18 protein-coding genes are annotated in these 15,626 nt (G+C 59.3%); 8 read left to right on the forward strand and 10 right to left on the reverse strand.

All coding sequences use genetic code 11. The annotated features are described in order from the left end of the window. Positions 1-16: 16 nt before the first annotated feature. Positions 17-880 carry a universal stress protein gene (locus MEB48_RS12785; protein WP_237884586.1) on the reverse strand — a complete coding sequence of 288 codons (864 nt, stop codon included), beginning with the start codon at positions 878-880 and terminating at the stop codon, positions 17-19. A 161-nt stretch (positions 881-1,041) separates the two neighbouring features. Between MEB48_RS12785 and MEB48_RS12790 the strand changes: the two genes are divergently transcribed. After that, complete coding sequence (locus tag MEB48_RS12790) at positions 1,042-1,650, forward strand: tRNA-(ms[2]io[6]A)-hydroxylase (protein WP_237884587.1); 609 nt, start codon at positions 1,042-1,044, stop codon at positions 1,648-1,650. On the opposite strand, the gene MEB48_RS12795 is transcribed toward MEB48_RS12790, so the two are convergent. From MEB48_RS12795 to MEB48_RS12810, 4 genes are all read right to left on the reverse strand, one after another. After that, positions 1,647-2,135 (reverse strand): GFA family protein, encoded by a 489-nt coding sequence (locus MEB48_RS12795; RefSeq protein ID WP_237884588.1) that lies wholly within the window; start codon positions 2,133-2,135, stop codon positions 1,647-1,649. The two genes, MEB48_RS12790 and MEB48_RS12795, sit on opposite strands and share 4 nt — an antisense overlap. A 196-nt stretch (positions 2,136-2,331) precedes the next feature. Then, on the reverse strand, positions 2,332-2,949 hold the full coding sequence (locus tag MEB48_RS12800) for a DNA-3-methyladenine glycosylase family protein (RefSeq protein WP_237884589.1): 618 nt from the start codon (positions 2,947-2,949) through the stop codon (positions 2,332-2,334). Positions 2,950-3,023: 74 nt separating this feature from the next. Further along, positions 3,024-3,836, reverse strand: a complete 813-nt coding sequence (locus MEB48_RS12805) for an isocitrate lyase/PEP mutase family protein (protein WP_237884590.1) — start codon at positions 3,834-3,836, stop codon at positions 3,024-3,026. A 45-nt stretch (positions 3,837-3,881) separates the two neighbouring features. After that, a complete protein-coding gene (locus MEB48_RS12810) occupies positions 3,882-4,964 on the reverse strand; it encodes a bifunctional transcriptional activator/DNA repair enzyme AdaA (protein ID WP_237884591.1) in 1,083 nt (360 codons plus the stop codon). 127 nt (positions 4,965-5,091) lie between these two features. On the opposite strand from MEB48_RS12810, the gene MEB48_RS12815 reads away from it, so the two are divergent. After that, on the forward strand, positions 5,092-5,505 hold the full coding sequence (locus tag MEB48_RS12815) for a VOC family protein (protein ID WP_237884592.1): 414 nt from the start codon (positions 5,092-5,094) through the stop codon (positions 5,503-5,505). Between the two features lie 3 nt (positions 5,506-5,508). On the opposite strand, the gene MEB48_RS12820 is transcribed toward MEB48_RS12815, so the two are convergent. Then, positions 5,509-6,129, reverse strand: a complete 621-nt coding sequence (locus tag MEB48_RS12820; protein ID WP_237884593.1) for a LysE family translocator — start codon at positions 6,127-6,129, stop codon at positions 5,509-5,511. A gap of 103 nt (positions 6,130-6,232) precedes the next feature. Continuing rightward, positions 6,233-7,171 carry a LysR family transcriptional regulator gene (locus MEB48_RS12825; RefSeq protein WP_237884594.1) on the reverse strand — a complete coding sequence of 313 codons (939 nt, stop codon included), beginning with the start codon at positions 7,169-7,171 and terminating at the stop codon, positions 6,233-6,235. Between the two features lie 92 nt (positions 7,172-7,263). Between MEB48_RS12825 and MEB48_RS12830 the strand changes: the two genes are divergently transcribed. Further along, positions 7,264-8,295 (forward strand): aldo/keto reductase, encoded by a 1,032-nt coding sequence (locus MEB48_RS12830; protein ID WP_237884595.1) that lies wholly within the window; start codon positions 7,264-7,266, stop codon positions 8,293-8,295. Positions 8,296-8,356: 61 nt separating this feature from the next. Here the strand turns inward: MEB48_RS12830 and MEB48_RS12835 are convergent, their stop codons facing one another. Continuing rightward, complete coding sequence (locus tag MEB48_RS12835) at positions 8,357-8,569, reverse strand: DUF1059 domain-containing protein (RefSeq protein ID WP_095054839.1); 213 nt, start codon at positions 8,567-8,569, stop codon at positions 8,357-8,359. Positions 8,570-8,806: 237 nt separating this feature from the next. On the opposite strand from MEB48_RS12835, the gene MEB48_RS12840 reads away from it, so the two are divergent. Continuing rightward, on the forward strand, positions 8,807-9,394 hold the full coding sequence (locus MEB48_RS12840; RefSeq protein WP_237884596.1) for a LysE family translocator: 588 nt from the start codon (positions 8,807-8,809) through the stop codon (positions 9,392-9,394). Positions 9,395-9,520: 126 nt separating this feature from the next. On the opposite strand, the gene MEB48_RS12845 is transcribed toward MEB48_RS12840, so the two are convergent. Continuing rightward, on the reverse strand, positions 9,521-10,354 hold the full coding sequence (locus MEB48_RS12845) for a helix-turn-helix transcriptional regulator (RefSeq protein ID WP_237884597.1): 834 nt from the start codon (positions 10,352-10,354) through the stop codon (positions 9,521-9,523). Between the two features lie 34 nt (positions 10,355-10,388). Then, entirely contained in the window at positions 10,389-10,892 is a 504-nt protein-coding gene (locus tag MEB48_RS12850) for a VOC family protein (RefSeq protein ID WP_237884598.1), read from the reverse strand. Positions 10,893-11,272: 380 nt separating this feature from the next. Here MEB48_RS12850 and MEB48_RS12855 point away from each other — a divergent pair, with 380 nt between their 5' ends. The 4 genes from MEB48_RS12855 (at position 11,273) to MEB48_RS12870 (ending at position 15,193) form a co-directional block, all read left to right on the forward strand. Continuing rightward, complete coding sequence (locus tag MEB48_RS12855) at positions 11,273-11,728, forward strand: (2Fe-2S)-binding protein (protein WP_237884599.1); 456 nt, start codon at positions 11,273-11,275, stop codon at positions 11,726-11,728. Between the two features lie 23 nt (positions 11,729-11,751). Further along, positions 11,752-13,920, forward strand: a complete 2,169-nt coding sequence (locus MEB48_RS12860) for a xanthine dehydrogenase family protein molybdopterin-binding subunit (RefSeq protein ID WP_237884600.1) — start codon at positions 11,752-11,754, stop codon at positions 13,918-13,920. 1 nt (position 13,921) lies between these two features. Next, positions 13,922-14,500, forward strand: coding sequence for a hypothetical protein (locus tag MEB48_RS12865; protein WP_237884601.1), 579 nt, complete (start codon positions 13,922-13,924; stop codon positions 14,498-14,500). A 75-nt stretch (positions 14,501-14,575) separates the two neighbouring features. Next, positions 14,576-15,193 carry a GGDEF domain-containing protein gene (locus MEB48_RS12870; protein WP_237884602.1) on the forward strand — a complete coding sequence of 206 codons (618 nt, stop codon included), beginning with the start codon at positions 14,576-14,578 and terminating at the stop codon, positions 15,191-15,193. The last annotated feature ends 433 nt before the right edge of the window (positions 15,194-15,626 follow it).

A 15,626-nucleotide genomic window follows, 5' to 3' on the forward strand; every position in this document is an offset into this window, starting at 1 on the left:
CCTGACACCACACATCTCAATGCTGGGTCACGATCTCTTCCAGATGATCCATGATCGTATCCGGCTTGAGCACCAGCACATCGCTTTCCAGCGCATCCAGCACCACTTCCGCCGTATTACCGATCAGCGCCCCTGACAACCCGGTCCGCGCCACAGTGCCAATCACTGTCACGGAGGCCCCCAGCTTATGGGCCGTATACGGAATCAACACATCCGCCGGACCTTCCGCGATATGCAAGTGGTCGTCGTCAATGTCGAACTCGGCCTGAAAGGCTTTGCATTGCTCGCGATAGCGGGCCTCAATGGTTTCGCTGAGCTGAAACGTCGGGTCGGCCGCCGAGAGCATCGGCGACGGATGGGCGCTGATCACATGTAAATGGGCTTTGGCCAGGCTGGCGATGTCATAGCCATGATCAATGATGCTGGCATGCAAGGTGCGGTGTTCCCCATCGATATTGCCGACATCGACGGCCGCCAGGATCACGCCGCCGGTCCAGGGTTTGGCGGTTTTTACCAGCAGCACCGGAGTCGGGCAGGAGCGCAGCAGTTTCCAGTCCGCCGGGGTCAACAGGGCCTTTTTCAACGCACTGTCGGGAAAATGCTGCTTGATCACCAGTCCACAGCCTTCGGCTTGCTGAACATCGACGATGGTTTCGTGCAGGCTTTCGTTCCAGGCCTGTTCGGTGGTGACGCTGTAGCCGTCCTCCAACAGCGCTGCCTTGAGCACACTCAGCATGCCAGCGTGGTCGTGCTTTTTATCGCAGACCAGCAGGTGCAGATGGGCCTGGGTCACGCCAGCGATCAATTTGGCCCGTTTGAGCGCCAGGCTTTCCGAATGTTCGGGTTCGATGACCACCAGAATGCTGCGAATGGCTTGCATGATCGGAATCTCCCTGGAAGGTAAAAAACACTGCGTTGGACAACTATAGTTGCTGGCCGGTATTCGGCGACTTGATGCATATCAACGGTCGCGGCTGGTGGTCTGTCGGCAGGCCGGTATAATCGGCGCCCTTCGTTCTGTACCTTTTATCCGTGAGCCCCATGATCCTTCCCGAAATCCACGAATTCCTCGGCTGCCGCACGCCCGATGGCTGGGTCCAGGCCGCGCTGGCCGATCAGGAAACCCTGCTGATCGACCACAAAAACTGCGAATTCAAGGCGGCCAGCACGGCGTTGAGCCTGATTGCCAAATACCACTCCCACGTCGATCTGATCAACCTGATGTCGCGTCTGGCCCGGGAAGAATTGGTGCACCACGAACAGGTCATGCGCCTGATGAAAAAACGCAAGATCGAGCTGCGTCAGCTGTCCGCCGGGCGCTACGCCTCGGGCCTGCGCAAAGTAGTGCGCAGCCACGAACCGGTGAAACTGGTGGATACCTTGGTGGTCGGCGCCTTCATCGAAGCCCGCAGCTGCGAGCGTTTCGAGGCATTGGTGCCGCATCTGGATGAAGAACTGGGCAAGTTCTACTTCGGTCTGCTGAAAAGCGAGGCCCGGCATTTCCAGGGTTACCTGAAACTGGCTTATCAGTACGGTGACGCCAAGGACATTGCCCAGGTGATCGACAGGGTTCGTAACGCGGAGCAGGAACTGATCGAGTCGCCGGATGTGGAATTTCGTTTTCACAGTGGCGTGCCGGTAGCGGCCTAACGGCTCAAACCCAGGCGCTCATGCCACTGGGCGATAGACTCTTCGGGCCACACATCGCACTGTCGATCAGCGGGCTGCGTCTGGACTTCCACCCATGGTGCTTTCGAACCGAGCATCACGTGCGTGTACTCGGGTGGCACCGGCAGCGCCGTGTCGATGACCGAGGCGAATGGGTGAACAAGGGCCGGCCATTCAGGACTGAACACCCATAATCCCGAGCCGCAAAGGGAACAGAAATGCCGCTCGGCGGTGCTGCGGCGGGCGCGTTTGTCACCTTCCTCCTTGAGCCGCGCATGATAAATCGAGATGTGTTTGCGCCCGCGCACCTTAAGGCTTTCGGCATCGCCAGCGATGTTGATCGCATAACCGCCACCGCCCTGGGTCTTGCGACAGATCGAGCAATAGCAGCGTTGATAAGGGTAGGGGTGGGCGCTGGTCAGGCTGAACGACACTGCGCCGCAATGGCAGGAGCCTTCGAGCTGCATGGGAACCTCCGACGGGGGGGATGACTCAAGATAGACTAGACCGTCAGTGTTCCTGGGCAGTTGAATTTGTGCTGGATGTGCAGGCCTCTTCGCGAGCAAGCCCGCTCCCACACTTGATCGTTGACGTACACAAAATCCGTGTTCACTGAAGATCTAATGTGGGAGCGGGCTTGCTCGCGATGAACGATAACGCGGTCTACCGGTTAGGCACCCGCCACAAATACCACGCCGCCACCGTCCGATATGGCCGCCAGGCCAGCCCGATTTCAATCATCTGCTTACGAGTCGGCTGTAACTCCAACCCCTTCAACCGCCGATAACCCTCGCGCACGCCAAAGTCATCGGCGGGCAAAATGTCCGGTCGCTCCAGGCTGTAAATCAACAGCATTTCAACCGTCCAGCGACCCACGCCGCGCAAGGTCACCAACCGCTCGATCAACGCTTCATCGTCCATGGACAATGCCGTGGCGTAGTCCGGCACCACACCTTCCAGAGCCGCCTGAGCGATACCCTGGATAGTCGCGATCTTGCTGGCGGAAAACCCGCAACTGCGCATTTGATCGAAGTCTGTCGCCAGAATCTGCTCGGGTCTGGGGAAGGTGCTCGCAGGAAACAACGCCAGCAATCGGCCGACAATCGCATCGCCAGCCTTTGCATGCAGTTGCTGATAGGCAATCGCCCGCACCAGTGACTCATAAGGATCGCGAGCCGCGTGGGGCTGATGCAGGCAGGGGCCGATGGTGCTGATGTGGCGTTGCCAATCGGTATCGAGGGCCGAGAGAAATTCGCTGGCCAGTTGATAGGTGTCGGGCATGAAGCATCCTGAAGTGCGGGTGACTGCGGGAAGATTAGTCGTCCCCCCGCAGCGCCGCACTCCATTGCTTGCGGTCAAATTTTGCCGGAGGGGGCCAGCAGGGCGTTCACTTGGCCATAAGTGAAGGCCTTGAGGTCGCTGCTATCGAGCTTTCCGGTTTCCAGAAAGCTTTTCGCCACCGACGCCATGGCGCCGTAGAGGAATTCGGCGATGCTCGAGCCGGCGCTCAAACGGCGTACGCCGAGGGTTTTCAGTTCCTCAGGCGAAGGCAAGCCCGAGAAACTTAGCACGTTCACCGGCAGCGTCGTGCCACGGCACAGCGCTTCAATCTCATACGCCGCCGTGACGCCCGCCGCGAACAGCCCGTCGGCCCCGGCTGCCTGATACAACGCGGCCCGTTCAAGTGTCTCTGCCACGCGATCTTCGGCTGGCACCAGGCCTCTGAGGTACACGTCGGTACGAGCGTTGATGAACAACTTCACATCACGGCGGTTGGCGACCTGGCGAGCGATTTCGATCTTGCGGGCCAGCAACTCGGGCGGCGAAGCGCCGTCCTCGATATTGATCCCCACGGCACCGGCGGCGATGACTGCGTCGATCACTTGCGCGACCCGCCCCAAGTCATCGGAGTAACCCGCCTCAATGTCCACGGTCAAGGGCACCGTGATGACTCGGGCGATGGATTCGACGGTAGAAATCAGCCGTTCAAGCGGCAAGGTGTTGCCATCCGGGTAACCATGAACCCAAGCCACCGCCGCGCTGCTGGTGGCGATAGCCTTGCTGCCCAGCTGTTCCACCAGTCGCGCCCCGGTGGCATCGGCAACGTTGGTCAGAATCAGCAGGCCGCTCTGGTGCAATTGGTGGAATTGGTTGTCGAGTGTGTCCATCGAATGTCCTTCCTTATGACTTTCTGAAATGAAACGGCGGATTGATCAAAATGCGAGTTGTTGGGTGATTTGCACCGCGGCGCTTTCCAGCCTGAGCAGAAACGCCTTGCGCGGTTGTCCACCACCATAGCCGGTCAATGAGCCGTCCGCGCCGATCACCCGATGACAGGGCAGCACAATCGCCAGGCGGTTTTGTCCATTGGCCAGGCCCACGGCGCGACTGGCGCCAGGTTTGTCCAGTTGCGCGGCGATGGCGCCATAAGTCGTGGTCTGGCCATACGGGATCTTCATCAGTTCGGACCATACCTGCCGGGCGAAAACGCTGCCGGGCAGGTGCATTGGCACGTTGAATCCGGTTCGTTTACCTGCGAAGTATTGCGCGAGTTCTTCTTCGATCTGCTGCAAATGCCCGTTGTGACCGGGGGCCACGGCGTAGCCATAACGGTTCTGCAGTTCTTCGATTTCCTTGGTCAGTGCCGGTCGGTCGAGAAACTCCAGCAGCACCAGCCCACGCTGTTCGGCCATGGCGATCATCGGCCCCAACGGCGTGGTCAATCGAGTGAACAGCAGTGGTTCGCTGTGGGCGGCGCGGCCGGGCGTGATATGGAACGATTTTTGAAACGCATCGCGAAAACCGCTCAGGGATTCGTAGCCGGAGTCGAACGCGGCGTTGTCGATGGATTCGCCCTGTTTGATGCCACCGAGGGCGATACCCAGGCGTCGGCTGCGCAGCCAGGCGTGAAAGGTCATGCCGAAATGCTGCTTGAACCAGCGGCGCAGTTTCAGCGGCTCGATGCCCTCGGCCAGCAACTGGGCATCGGTCCAGCGCAGGTCGGGATCGGCGTCGACGGATTTGAGCAGCCGTTGCACCCAGTCCGGCGCGATGGCTGCGGCGTCCAGCGGCTTGCAACGCAGGCAGGCGCGATAGCCTGCCGACATCGCCTCATCGGCATGGGCGAAAAACTCGACGTTTTCCGGTTTCGGTTTGCGCGCCGTGCAGCCGGGGCGGCAAAAAATGCCAGTGGTTTTGACCGCGGTAAAGAACACCCCCTCGTAGGCGGTGTCGCGTTCGAGCATGGCGCGAACCATCTCGGCATGGGGCGGAAGTACAGCGTTTTGTAGGTTCATGGGCTGAGCATAGGCCGCGTCGCCCGGCGCCTCCACCGGAAAATCGACAGTGAATTTTTGTGGCCCTGAGCTACAGTCATCGGGTCACTGGTACTGCTGAAAACGATATTTTCAGGAATCCATCCCAATGCAAGCGTTCACGATTAAACATATCGATCACATTGTCCTGCGCGTCAAGGATCTCGAACGAAACATCACTTTTTACCGCGAGGTATTAGGCGCCGAACTGGTCAAGCGCCGCGACGATCTGGGCCTGGTGCATTTGCGTGCGGGCACCTCGATGATCGACCTCGTCGACATCCAGGGCGAACTCGGCCGCAAGGGCGGTGCTGCCGCTGGCCGCGAACGGCGCAACGTCGATCACTTCTGCCTGCGCATCGAACCGTTCGACGAGGACGTGCTGGTCAGGCACTTGCAGTCCTTCGGCCTGACACCCGAGAAAGCCGCCGTGCGTTTCGGCGCCGAAGGTAAAGGGCTGTCGATCTATTGCTTCGATCCGGACGGCAACCAGATCGAACTGAAAGGGCCGTCTCAAGGGTGAAGGTCACGCCCGTTTCGCCATCAACAACACCGAAGCCGCCGCCGATAACAATCCCGCGCAGCAACGGTTGAAAATCCGCTTGCCTCGTGGTTCGGCGAACCAGCGGCGCATGTGCAGGCCCATGTAGGCGTAGGCGCTGATGGCGATCCATTCCAGCATCAGGAATAACGCGCCGAGCACGACGAATTGCGCGGCAATCGGTCGAGTCGGGTCGACGAACTGCGGCAGGAATGCGGTGAACAGCAAAATAGCCTTGGGATTGCCCGCTGCCACCAGAAACTCCTGCCGCGCCAGAGCGACAATGCCAATTGGCGCGCCGGTCACAACCTGCTCGGCCTCAGGATTGGCGTGCCACAATTGCCACGCCAGGTACAACAAGTAAGCGGCGCCGACGATCTTGATCGCATAAAACAGCCATTCCGAGGTTTGCAGCACCACTGACAAGCCGGCGGCGGCCAGGGCGATCATCCCGGCAAACGCCAGCAAACGACCGACGCCGGCCACACAGGCGCGGCGATAGCCATAACGGGTGGCGTTGCTGACCGACAGCAGATTGTTCGGGCCGGGGGCCATGTTCAGAGCAAAGCAGGCCGGGAGAAACAGGGAGAGGGTGGCGAGGTCCATGACGACGGCTCCAGTAACGAGAGCTGTATTTTTATCATGAGTGACGAATGGCTCGGCCCATACAGCGATGGACGCAAATCGCCGTACACTTGTTCCGGCTTGGTTAAGGCTGCTTTTCAACAGGCGAAGTGACTAATTCTGCGGATCGATATTGTCCAACGCTGATGAATTCGATAAGCGCCTTCAAGGCCGGTGGCACGTGACGCCGGCTGGAGTAGTAAAGAAAGAATCGGTCAGGTGGTGCTTTCCATTCCTCGAGTATTTCTGTGAGATGCCCGTTCCGTATATCGTCGCGAGCCAGTTCCTCGTAGACATAGGCGATACCCGCGCCATCTTTGGCCGCCTGGATCATCAGCGCGTCGTCTTCCAGAATGAGCGGGCCATTGACAGCCAAGCGTATCGGTTGCCCGTCTGCCTGATACTCCCAAGCGTAAAATTTACCACTGGGGAAACGCCTGGCAATGCACGTATGGTCAAGTAAGTCGCGGGGTGCGTGCGCCATTCCCCTCGCGCTCAGATAGGCATCCGCCGCAACGGTTACGAACGATTGAGGTGCGCCGACAGGGACTGCGATCATGTCTCCGGCCAGGCTTTCACCAAAACGAACGCCAGCGTCAAACCCGCCGCTCACAATATCGGTTAAACCATCATCGGCGACCAGGTCCAACTGAATACGTGGATACCTGGCCACGAAGGTAGCGAGCAATTGCGCAAACACAATGCGAGCCGCCGGACGCGCCACGTTCAGGCGAAGTTTGCCTGCGGGTACTTCCTGCATCGAGGTCAGTTGTGCCAGTGCATCGGCAACCTGATGCAGGGCCGGAACCAGCGTCGCCAATAGCTGCTGGCCGGCCTCGGTCGGGGTCACGCTACGCGTGGTTCGGTGTAGCAGCCTGATGCCCAGGCGCGCCTCCAGCGTGCGCATCGCGTGACTCAACGCAGAAGCCGATACGCCACGCTCGTCGGCGGCCTTACGAAAGCTGCGATGGCGGGCCACGGCGGCGAAAGCATCTAGTTCGGAGAGGTCGGGATTATTACTCATGAATACAGTTCAGTAGTACAAATACGATTACCCATCTTATCGACACTAACCACCTCCCGGATACTTCTCACATCATTTGTCGAGAGGTCACCATGCAAAAGAATCGTCTTGGAACGTCGGATTTCCTGATTTCTCCTATTGGACTCGGGACATGGGCAATCGCCGGTGCCGGTTGGGAGTACAGCTGGGGAGCGCAGGATGACAAGGACAGTCTGGCCGCACTTGAATATGCCGTCGAGCGCGGTGTGAACTGGATTGATACCGCTGCGGTTTATGGCTTGGGCCATGCGGAGCAATTAGTGGGGCAATTGCTGCGTCGGGTGCCGGTCTCGCGACGTCCTTTGGTGTTTACCAAAGGCAGTTTGGTCTGGGATCCTGTAACGAAGGAAATTACCCACTCGCTGGCCCCTCAATCCCTGCTCGCCGAGATCGACGCAAGCTTGCGCCGGCTTCATGTCGAGACTATCGATCTCTATCAGATTCACTGGCCTGCTTTTCCTGCCGATGCAAACAGCGAGGGTATTGAAATGGCACTTTCGACGTTGGCAGCTGCGCGCGATCAAGGAAAGATTCGTGCTATCGGTGTTTCGAATTTTGATGTCGCTCAGCTCACACGGGCGCAAGCGGTGACAGAAATCGTTTCGCTCCAGCCGCCATACTCCGCCTTGATGCGAGATATCGAGAACGACGTCCTGCCGTTCTGTGAGCGGGCCGGGATGGGTGTGCTCGCCTATTCCACCCTTCAATCAGGGCTGCTTTCCGGTGGCATGACCCGCGAACGTATCTTGCGACTGCCTGAAGACGATTGGCGCAAAACCCGAAGTGCTGATTTCCAGGAGCCCCGGCTCAGTGCAAATCTGGCATTGGTTGACGTCATGGCACGTATTGGAGAAAGGCACGGTGTGAGCGCTGCTGCGGTGGCCATTGCTTGGGTGCTTCGCAAGCCGGTGGTGACCGGCGCCATTGTCGGTGCCCGCCGTCCCACACAGGTGGATGGGGTGATCGCCGCTGCGGAGTTGCGCCTTAGCGTTGCGGAAATCGACGAAATTCGACCTTATCTGCCATTGGGCATGGGAACAAATGTCCCTGGCGCCGTTGCTCAGACCGAGGCAGCGATCTCTTGATCTTGAATGTCGACAGTCCTGGTGAAATCAAGATCAAAGATCGCCCAAACATGGCCCCAGCCTACCCGGGACGCGGTGCTTCAACAGGCGGTGTGCCGTCGTGAAACATCGTCTTCAGTTGAGCACGCAACTCCGGTGAGTCGGTGTGCTTGTGAACGCTGACCGCATGCTGTGCGGCGGCCTCGAGCAGTTCGTTTTCAGAGTCTGCGGACAGTGCGACCGAGCATTTGGAATCGCTTGGAAACTCGCGGCAGTCGATGTATTTACGCGCCATGATCTTCTCCTCCCTACGACGAAGGCAGGCCGGGGCCTGCGTGAATGATCACTCGAGGTGCCATCCCATACACCAAACACGATGGCACGACTCTTAGAGTATAGGCCCGCTGTGAGGTGCATCGTGACATCCAACACCACTGCCTCGCGGCACCGGACAGGGGTGTTTTCTTCAATACAGCGTTCAGGCGGTTCCTTACCTTGAGGCCTGGTTCAATTGAATTGAAGAAGGTATGCGATGAGTCTGATTCTTTCCATGGCCGCGTTTGCGCTGGTCGCCTCCATAACCCCGGGACCGGTGAATATTGTGGCGCTGAGTTCCGGGGCTCAGTTCGGCTTTCGTGCCAGTCAGCGGCACGTGGCCGGGGCAACGCTGGGGTTTGTGTTGCTGCTGGTGCTGATGGGGCTGGGGTTGCAAGAACTGCTGAAACTGTGGCCCTTCATGACTCGAGTGGTGCAATTGGCCGGGGTGGCTTTTCTGCTGTACATGGCTTTCAGATTGGCCACTGATAACGGTCATCTCGATGCCAAGGAGTCAGGCCGGGCGCCGTCGATGCTGTACGGCGCTGTGATGCAATGGCTCAACCCGAAAGCCTGGCTGGCCTGTGTGGCGGGGATGGGGGCGTTTGTCGCCGACGGTGAGGCGCGGCTGGTTTGGCAGTTTGCGGCGGTGTATCTGGTGATTTGCTATTTGTCGGTGGGTTGTTGGGCGTATGCCGGGACGTTTTTGCGCGGTTATCTGAGCAATCCGGCGGGGATGCGGCTGTTCAATCGGATCATGGCGTTGTTGCTGGCGGTGAGTGCGGTGTATTTGCTGTTGCCGTAGGTTTGCAATGGTGGTTGATGTCGCCAGATAGACCGCTTTCGCGAGCAAGCTCGCTCCTACATGGATTGCGCTTAACTGACTGGCATTAGGGTTCGCCTGTTCCCACAGGCGTTTGGGTCGCTTGAGTCAGCCGCGGTACTGCCCGGGTGTCGCCGCCAGATGCTGTTTGAATACGCGCTGAAAATGCGCTTGATCGGCAAACCCGGCTTCCAGCGCCACATCGGCGATCAACTTGCCATTGCGCAGTCGCTCCCGAGCGAACTGGATGCGCCGGTTGACGAGAAACGCATGAGGCGTCATGCCGTAATGCTGCTTGAACGCGCGGATCAGGTAGGACGGTGACAGTTGCGCCGCCTCGCAAATGTCCTCGAGTTTGAGCAGATGCGTGCAATTGTCGCAGATATAGTCGGCGGCCCGTTCCAGCTTGAAATTGGGCTCGCGTAGCGGTTGATCGACGGGGTTGAGCCGCTGTTGCGCCTCGGTAAAAAACTCCACCGCCGCGCTGTGCTTGTGCAGCACGTCTTGTTGCGGATCGACCAAGACCTCGTACAAATTCTTCAGGCCGACAAACAGCTCGATGTCACGATTGTGAGTGATGGAAAACCGGCGAAACGCCGAGTCCTGGCTGAAGCCGAGCTGATGCTGCAAATCGGTCAGCCACGGCGTTTCGATGTATAGCATCAAATACGACCACGGCTGGTCGTCGATCGGATTGCAGGCATGCACATCGCCGGGGTTCATCAGCACCACGGTGCCGGCGCTGACCTGAAATTCCGATTGCTCGTGGATATAAGTGCTGCGCCCGGCGGTAATCGCACCGATGGAAAAGTGCGCATGGGAATGCCGGCTGTAGCAGACCTCGCGACCGTCGGCGATGGAACGGGCTTCGATGAAGGGCAGGGCGTCGTCGCGCCAGAAGCGCGGGGCCTTGTCTGCATCTTTGGCGACAGTGGGCTTCATTTCGGGGTCCTCGGCGGTTCAGCGTTGGAGTGTATTAGCTCTCGCCGTCAAAGGCTCGTTGCAGCGTGGCGATGTCGAGTTTTTTCATCTGCAGCATTGCCGCCATGGCGCGCTGGGATTTGGCTGTGTCGGGGTCTTTCATCATGTCCATCAGAACGACTGGCACGATCTGCCACGACACGCCGAATTTGTCTTTAAGCCAGCCGCATTGCTGTGCCTCAGCGGGACCGCCCGCAGACAGGCGCCCCCAAAAGTGGTCGACCTCTTCCTGAGTGTGGCAATTGACCTGGAACGAAATTGCCTCATTGAACTTGAAAACCGGGCCACCGTTAAGGCCCGTGAAGCTCTGCCCATCGAGCTCGAAACTGACGGTCATCACCGAACCTTCCGGCCGGCCATGGATTTCCTGACCGGCCCTGCCGTAATGGGTAATGCCGGCGATTTTTGAATGATCGAAGATCGCGCAGTAAAACTTTGCGGCTTCCTCGGCCTGATCGTCGAACCAAAGGCAGGGCGTGAGTTTTTGAACGCGATGCATGGCAATGCTCCTCTGCAGGTTTATCACTGTGGATTATCAGCGTAGTCAGCCTGTGATGGTCCGTTTGTGCCATAGATCGACAAGTCGCGAGAATTCCCCCTCAACCTGGCAGCTGCTACGTAGAGCGGGTCGGCAGCGACCGGTGGTCGATGAACATGGCTTGTGGGTCAAATTGCGCTTAGCTGTAGGGATAACCCAAGGCGCGCGTAACCGCCGACCTTGTAGGAGCGAAGCTTGCTCGCGAAGGCGTCATTGCTGTCACACCGCGTTATCGTTCTTCGCGGGCAAGTCGGATCGCCGCACCGCTCGTTCCTACACAATAATGATGGCGTCGCGGCAGAGGCGCCCCTTCAGAACACCGTGAGTCTGAGGAAAACCGCATGCTGACCCTGAACATTAATGGCAAAGACCAGGAACTGGATGTCCCCGCGGACATGCCGTTGCTCTGGGTGCTGCGCGATGTCGCGCACCTGACGGGTACCAAATTCGGTTGCGGCATGGCCCAATGCGGCGCTTGCACCGTTCACGTCGATGGCGCGCCGCTGCGCTCCTGCATTACGCCCGCCACGGCAGTGGCCCACGGGCAGAAAATTCTCACTATCGAAGGCTTGTCCGCCGATGGCTCGCACCCGGTCCAGAAAGCCTGGGCCGAACTCGACGTGGTTCAGTGCGGTTATTGCCAATCGGGGCAGATCATGTCGGCGGCCGCGTTGCTGGCGAAGATCCCCAAGCCCACCGACAGCGATATCGACCAGGCGCTGTCCGGCAATATTTGCCGCTGCGGCACCTACCCAAGAATCCGTGCCGCGGTTAAACGCGCCGCCGAGATCGGTTGATACACGTCGAAGGGAGCTGACCCATGAACAGAATCAACCCTGTCTCTCGTCGCGGCTTTCTCAAGGGCAGCGCAGTGTTGGGCGGCGGTCTGGTGGTGGCGTTTGTCATCCCCGGCGCCCATCGCTTTGCCCAAGGGGCCGAGAATCAAGGAAACGCCTTCGCGCCCAATGCCTTTTTACGCATTGGCAACGACAACAGCATCACCGTGCTGCTCGGTCATTCGGAAATGGGCCAGGGCATCTGGACCGGCCTGACCATGTTGATCGCCGAAGAGCTGGACGCCGACTGGTCGAAAATCCGCGTCGAACATGCGCCGGCCTCGGCCGCCGATTATGGCCTGCCGGCGTTTGGCGGGATGCAGATCACCGGCGGTTCGACGTCGACCTGGATGGAGTTCGACCGTTATCGCCAGGCCGGGGCGGCGGCGCGCTTGATGCTGATCGAGGCGGCGGCCAAGCGATTCGACGTGGCACCTTCGCAGATTCGCACTGAGTCGGGCGTGGTCATTGCCGGCGACAAACGCGCCACTTACGGTGAACTGGCGGATGACGCCGCCAAGTTACCGGTGCCGGATCCAGCGTCGATCAAGTTCAAGGAAGCCAAGGACTGGAAAGTCATCGGCAAACCCACCAAGCGCCTCGACACTCCGGAGAAAATCACCGGGCAGGCCAAGTTCGGCATAGACGTGCAATTCGACGGGCTCATGACGGCGATGGTCGCTCGCCCACCGGTGTTCGGTGGCAGCGTCAAATCCTTTGAAGGCGCTGAGGCTCTGGCGGTACCGGGCGTGCACAAAGTGGTGCAGGTGCCCACGGGTGTCGCGGTGATTGCCGATCATTATTGGGCGGCGAAGCTGGGGCGTGATGCGCTGAAGGTCGAATGGGATCTGGGGCCGAATGCCGGGCTTGATAGTGAAAAACTCTTGGAGAGCTTCCGTAAACTGGCTGCCACCCCCGGCATTTCCGCCAGTCAGGCCGGGGATGCGACGGCGACGCTGGGCAAAGCGGCGAAGACGATTGAGGCCGAATACAGCGTGCCGTACCTGGCCCACGCGCCGATGGAACCGCTCAATTGCACGGTGAAAATATCCAAGGACAAATGCGAAATCTGGACCGGCACGCAGTTTCAGACGCTGGATCAGATGATCGCGGGGAAGATCACCGGGCTCAAACCCGAACAGGTCGAGATCCACACCCAATTCCTCGGTGGCGGTTTCGGGCGTCGAGCCAATCCGACCTCGGATTTTGTCAGCGAAGCCGTGTACGTCGCCAAGGCAGCGGGTGGGCCGGTGAAAACCGTCTGGGCCCGAGAGGATGACATTCGCGGCGGTTACTACCGCTCGGCGTTTTTGCATCAGGCGCGCATCGGGTTGGGGGCCGACGGCATGCCGATGGCCTGGAAGCATGTGCTGGTCGGGCAGTCGATTCTGACGGGCACGTCGTTCGCGGCGACCATGGTCAAGGATGGCATCGACAAAACCTCCGTCGAAGGCGTGGCCGACAGTCCTTACCTTGAGGGCCTTGCCAATCATCAGGTTGATCTGCATTCACCGCAAACCGGCATCAGCGTGCTGTGGTTGCGTTCGGTGGGGCACACCCACACCGCATTCGTCATGGAGTCGTTGATCGATGAATTGGCAGACGCCGCCGGCAAGGATCCAGTGGAGTACCGACGCGCCTTGCTCAAGGCGCATCCGCGGCATCTGGGTGTGCTGAATCTGGCAGTAGAGAAAGCCAACTGGAAAGCACCATTGCCCGAGGGCCATGCCTTGGGCGTGGCGGTGCATGAGTCCTTCGGCAGTTACGTCGCCCAGGTGGCCGAGGTGTCGCAGGACAACCTGGCGATTCGCGTGCATCGGGTGGTGTGTGCGGTGGATTGCGGCATTGCGGTCAACCCGCAGGGCATCGCCGCGCAGATGGAATCGGGCATCACCTTCGGTCTCGGATTTACCTTGCACAGCAAGCTGACCTTCAAGGACGGTCAGGTGCAGCAATCCAATTATCACGACTATCAGGTCCTGCGCCTGAACGAGATGCCGGTGGTCGAGGTGCATATCGTCCCCAGCAGCGACAAACCCGGCGGCATCGGCGAGGTCGGTGTACCGCCCGTGGCGCCAGCCGTGGCGAACGCGGTGTTTGCCCTGACCGGGCAGCGTCTGCGGGAACTGCCGCTGCAACTGTCGGGGGTGTGAGATGAGACGACATCTGTTTCTGGGCGCGGTGATGCTGATCGGCCTCGGTGGCTATGCCTCGGACCTGTTCGCTGATGATAAAGAGGCGGTGAAAGCGTTCGACACGGTGCAGAAAGTGTTCCAGAGCCCGCGTTGTCAGAACTGTCATATCCCTGGCGATTCGCCGTTGCAGTTCGATGCGGGCATTTCTCACGCGATGAATGTGGTGCGTGGGCTGGATGGCAAAGGGGCTGCCGGTTTGCCGTGTGCCAGTTGCCATGCCGAACGCAATCCACCGGCCAGTTATGGCCCCAACTCTCCACCTGGAGCGCCGCATTGGAGCCTGCCGCCGGCCGCGCACAAAATGGCCTGGATCGGTCTGCCTCCCGACAAGCTGTGCGCGATGATCAAGGATCGCTCCAGTAATGGCGATCGTGATTTTACGGCGCTGATCAAGCACGTCAGCGACGATAAGCTGGTGCTTTGGGGCTGGAATCCGGGTGAGGGACGGACGCCGGTGCCGGTGCCCCACGATATCTTCGTCACCCAGTTCAAACGCTGGGCAGACGCTGGAGGGCCGTGTCCGGTGGCAGGTAGCTGACCAGCGGCGCGTTTATAGGGAGTCATAGCGGGTGTGAGCGACTCTAACGTACATACCCAATCAAAGGAGTGAGTGATGTTAACCCCAGGCAAACCGTTCAAACCCGGCGCTGGCGCAGATATTGCGCCGAACGTCCTCGACAGCGCAGTGCAGGATCGCGACGTATTGCGCGACCTGGCGCAAAAGGCCGAGCAAGAACTGATGGGCGTGCAGATGGCGAGCATGGATGAACTGACGCTGCTCCCCAATCGTCATGGTTTCGAGGCTTTGGCCCGGTTGGGGCTGGAGGCCTGTCAACAGTTGGACAAACCCGCGACGCTGCTGTTTTTCGACCTTGATTATTTCAAACACATCAACCAACTGTATGGCCGCGCCGAAGGTGACAATGCCCTGAAAACCTTTGCCGATGTACTGCGCATCGCCTTTCGTGAAAGCGATGTGATCGGTCGGCTGGGCAGTGATGAGTTCGCCGCTTTGTTGACCGGCGCCAGCGCGGTCGAGGTTGGCGCGGTCAGAGCACGGCTCGAAGAAATTCTCGATGAGCGCAATGCCACGGTGCATCGTGGCTATGACATTCGCTTCAGTGTCGGGCAGATCGAGTTTGATCCTCTGCTACACCTGACAGCGGAAGGTTTGTTGGCCTTGGTCGATAAGGCGATGCGCGACCGACAGTTTGACGCCCGTCATTGTTGAAAGTGCGGATCATTTGGCGAACAACTGATCGATATTCTTGAGCGCCTCAGGTGGCTCTGGAACTGGATGAGCTGGAAGCTATAGCCAGCGTACACAGCCGATTCAGCAGTTGTTTGCGCGGTGCCTGGTCCCAATGCCAGACACGGCCCCCCTGTAGGAGCGAGCTTGCTCGCGAAAGCGGTATATCTGGCGACACCCATGTTGACTGTGTCGCCGCCTTCGCGGGCAAGCCCGCTCCTACAGGGGATTATGTCTGGCCTTGAATTCCGAGCATAAAAAAACCCGCCAGAAATGGCGGGTTTCTTCATGGTGCGCCAGGCATGGCGCGTAGCGCCGTGACTGGCGCTGTTCAGCTCATTATGGTGATGAGTTGGATGACTTGGAGGTGGAAGTCCTCTACACACCCGGCAAGGGGAAGTGTTAGCCGAAGGCA

It is taken from the genome of Pseudomonas sp. PGPR40 (genome assembly GCF_022014505.1).
Classification (GTDB): domain Bacteria; phylum Pseudomonadota; class Gammaproteobacteria; order Pseudomonadales; family Pseudomonadaceae; genus Aquipseudomonas.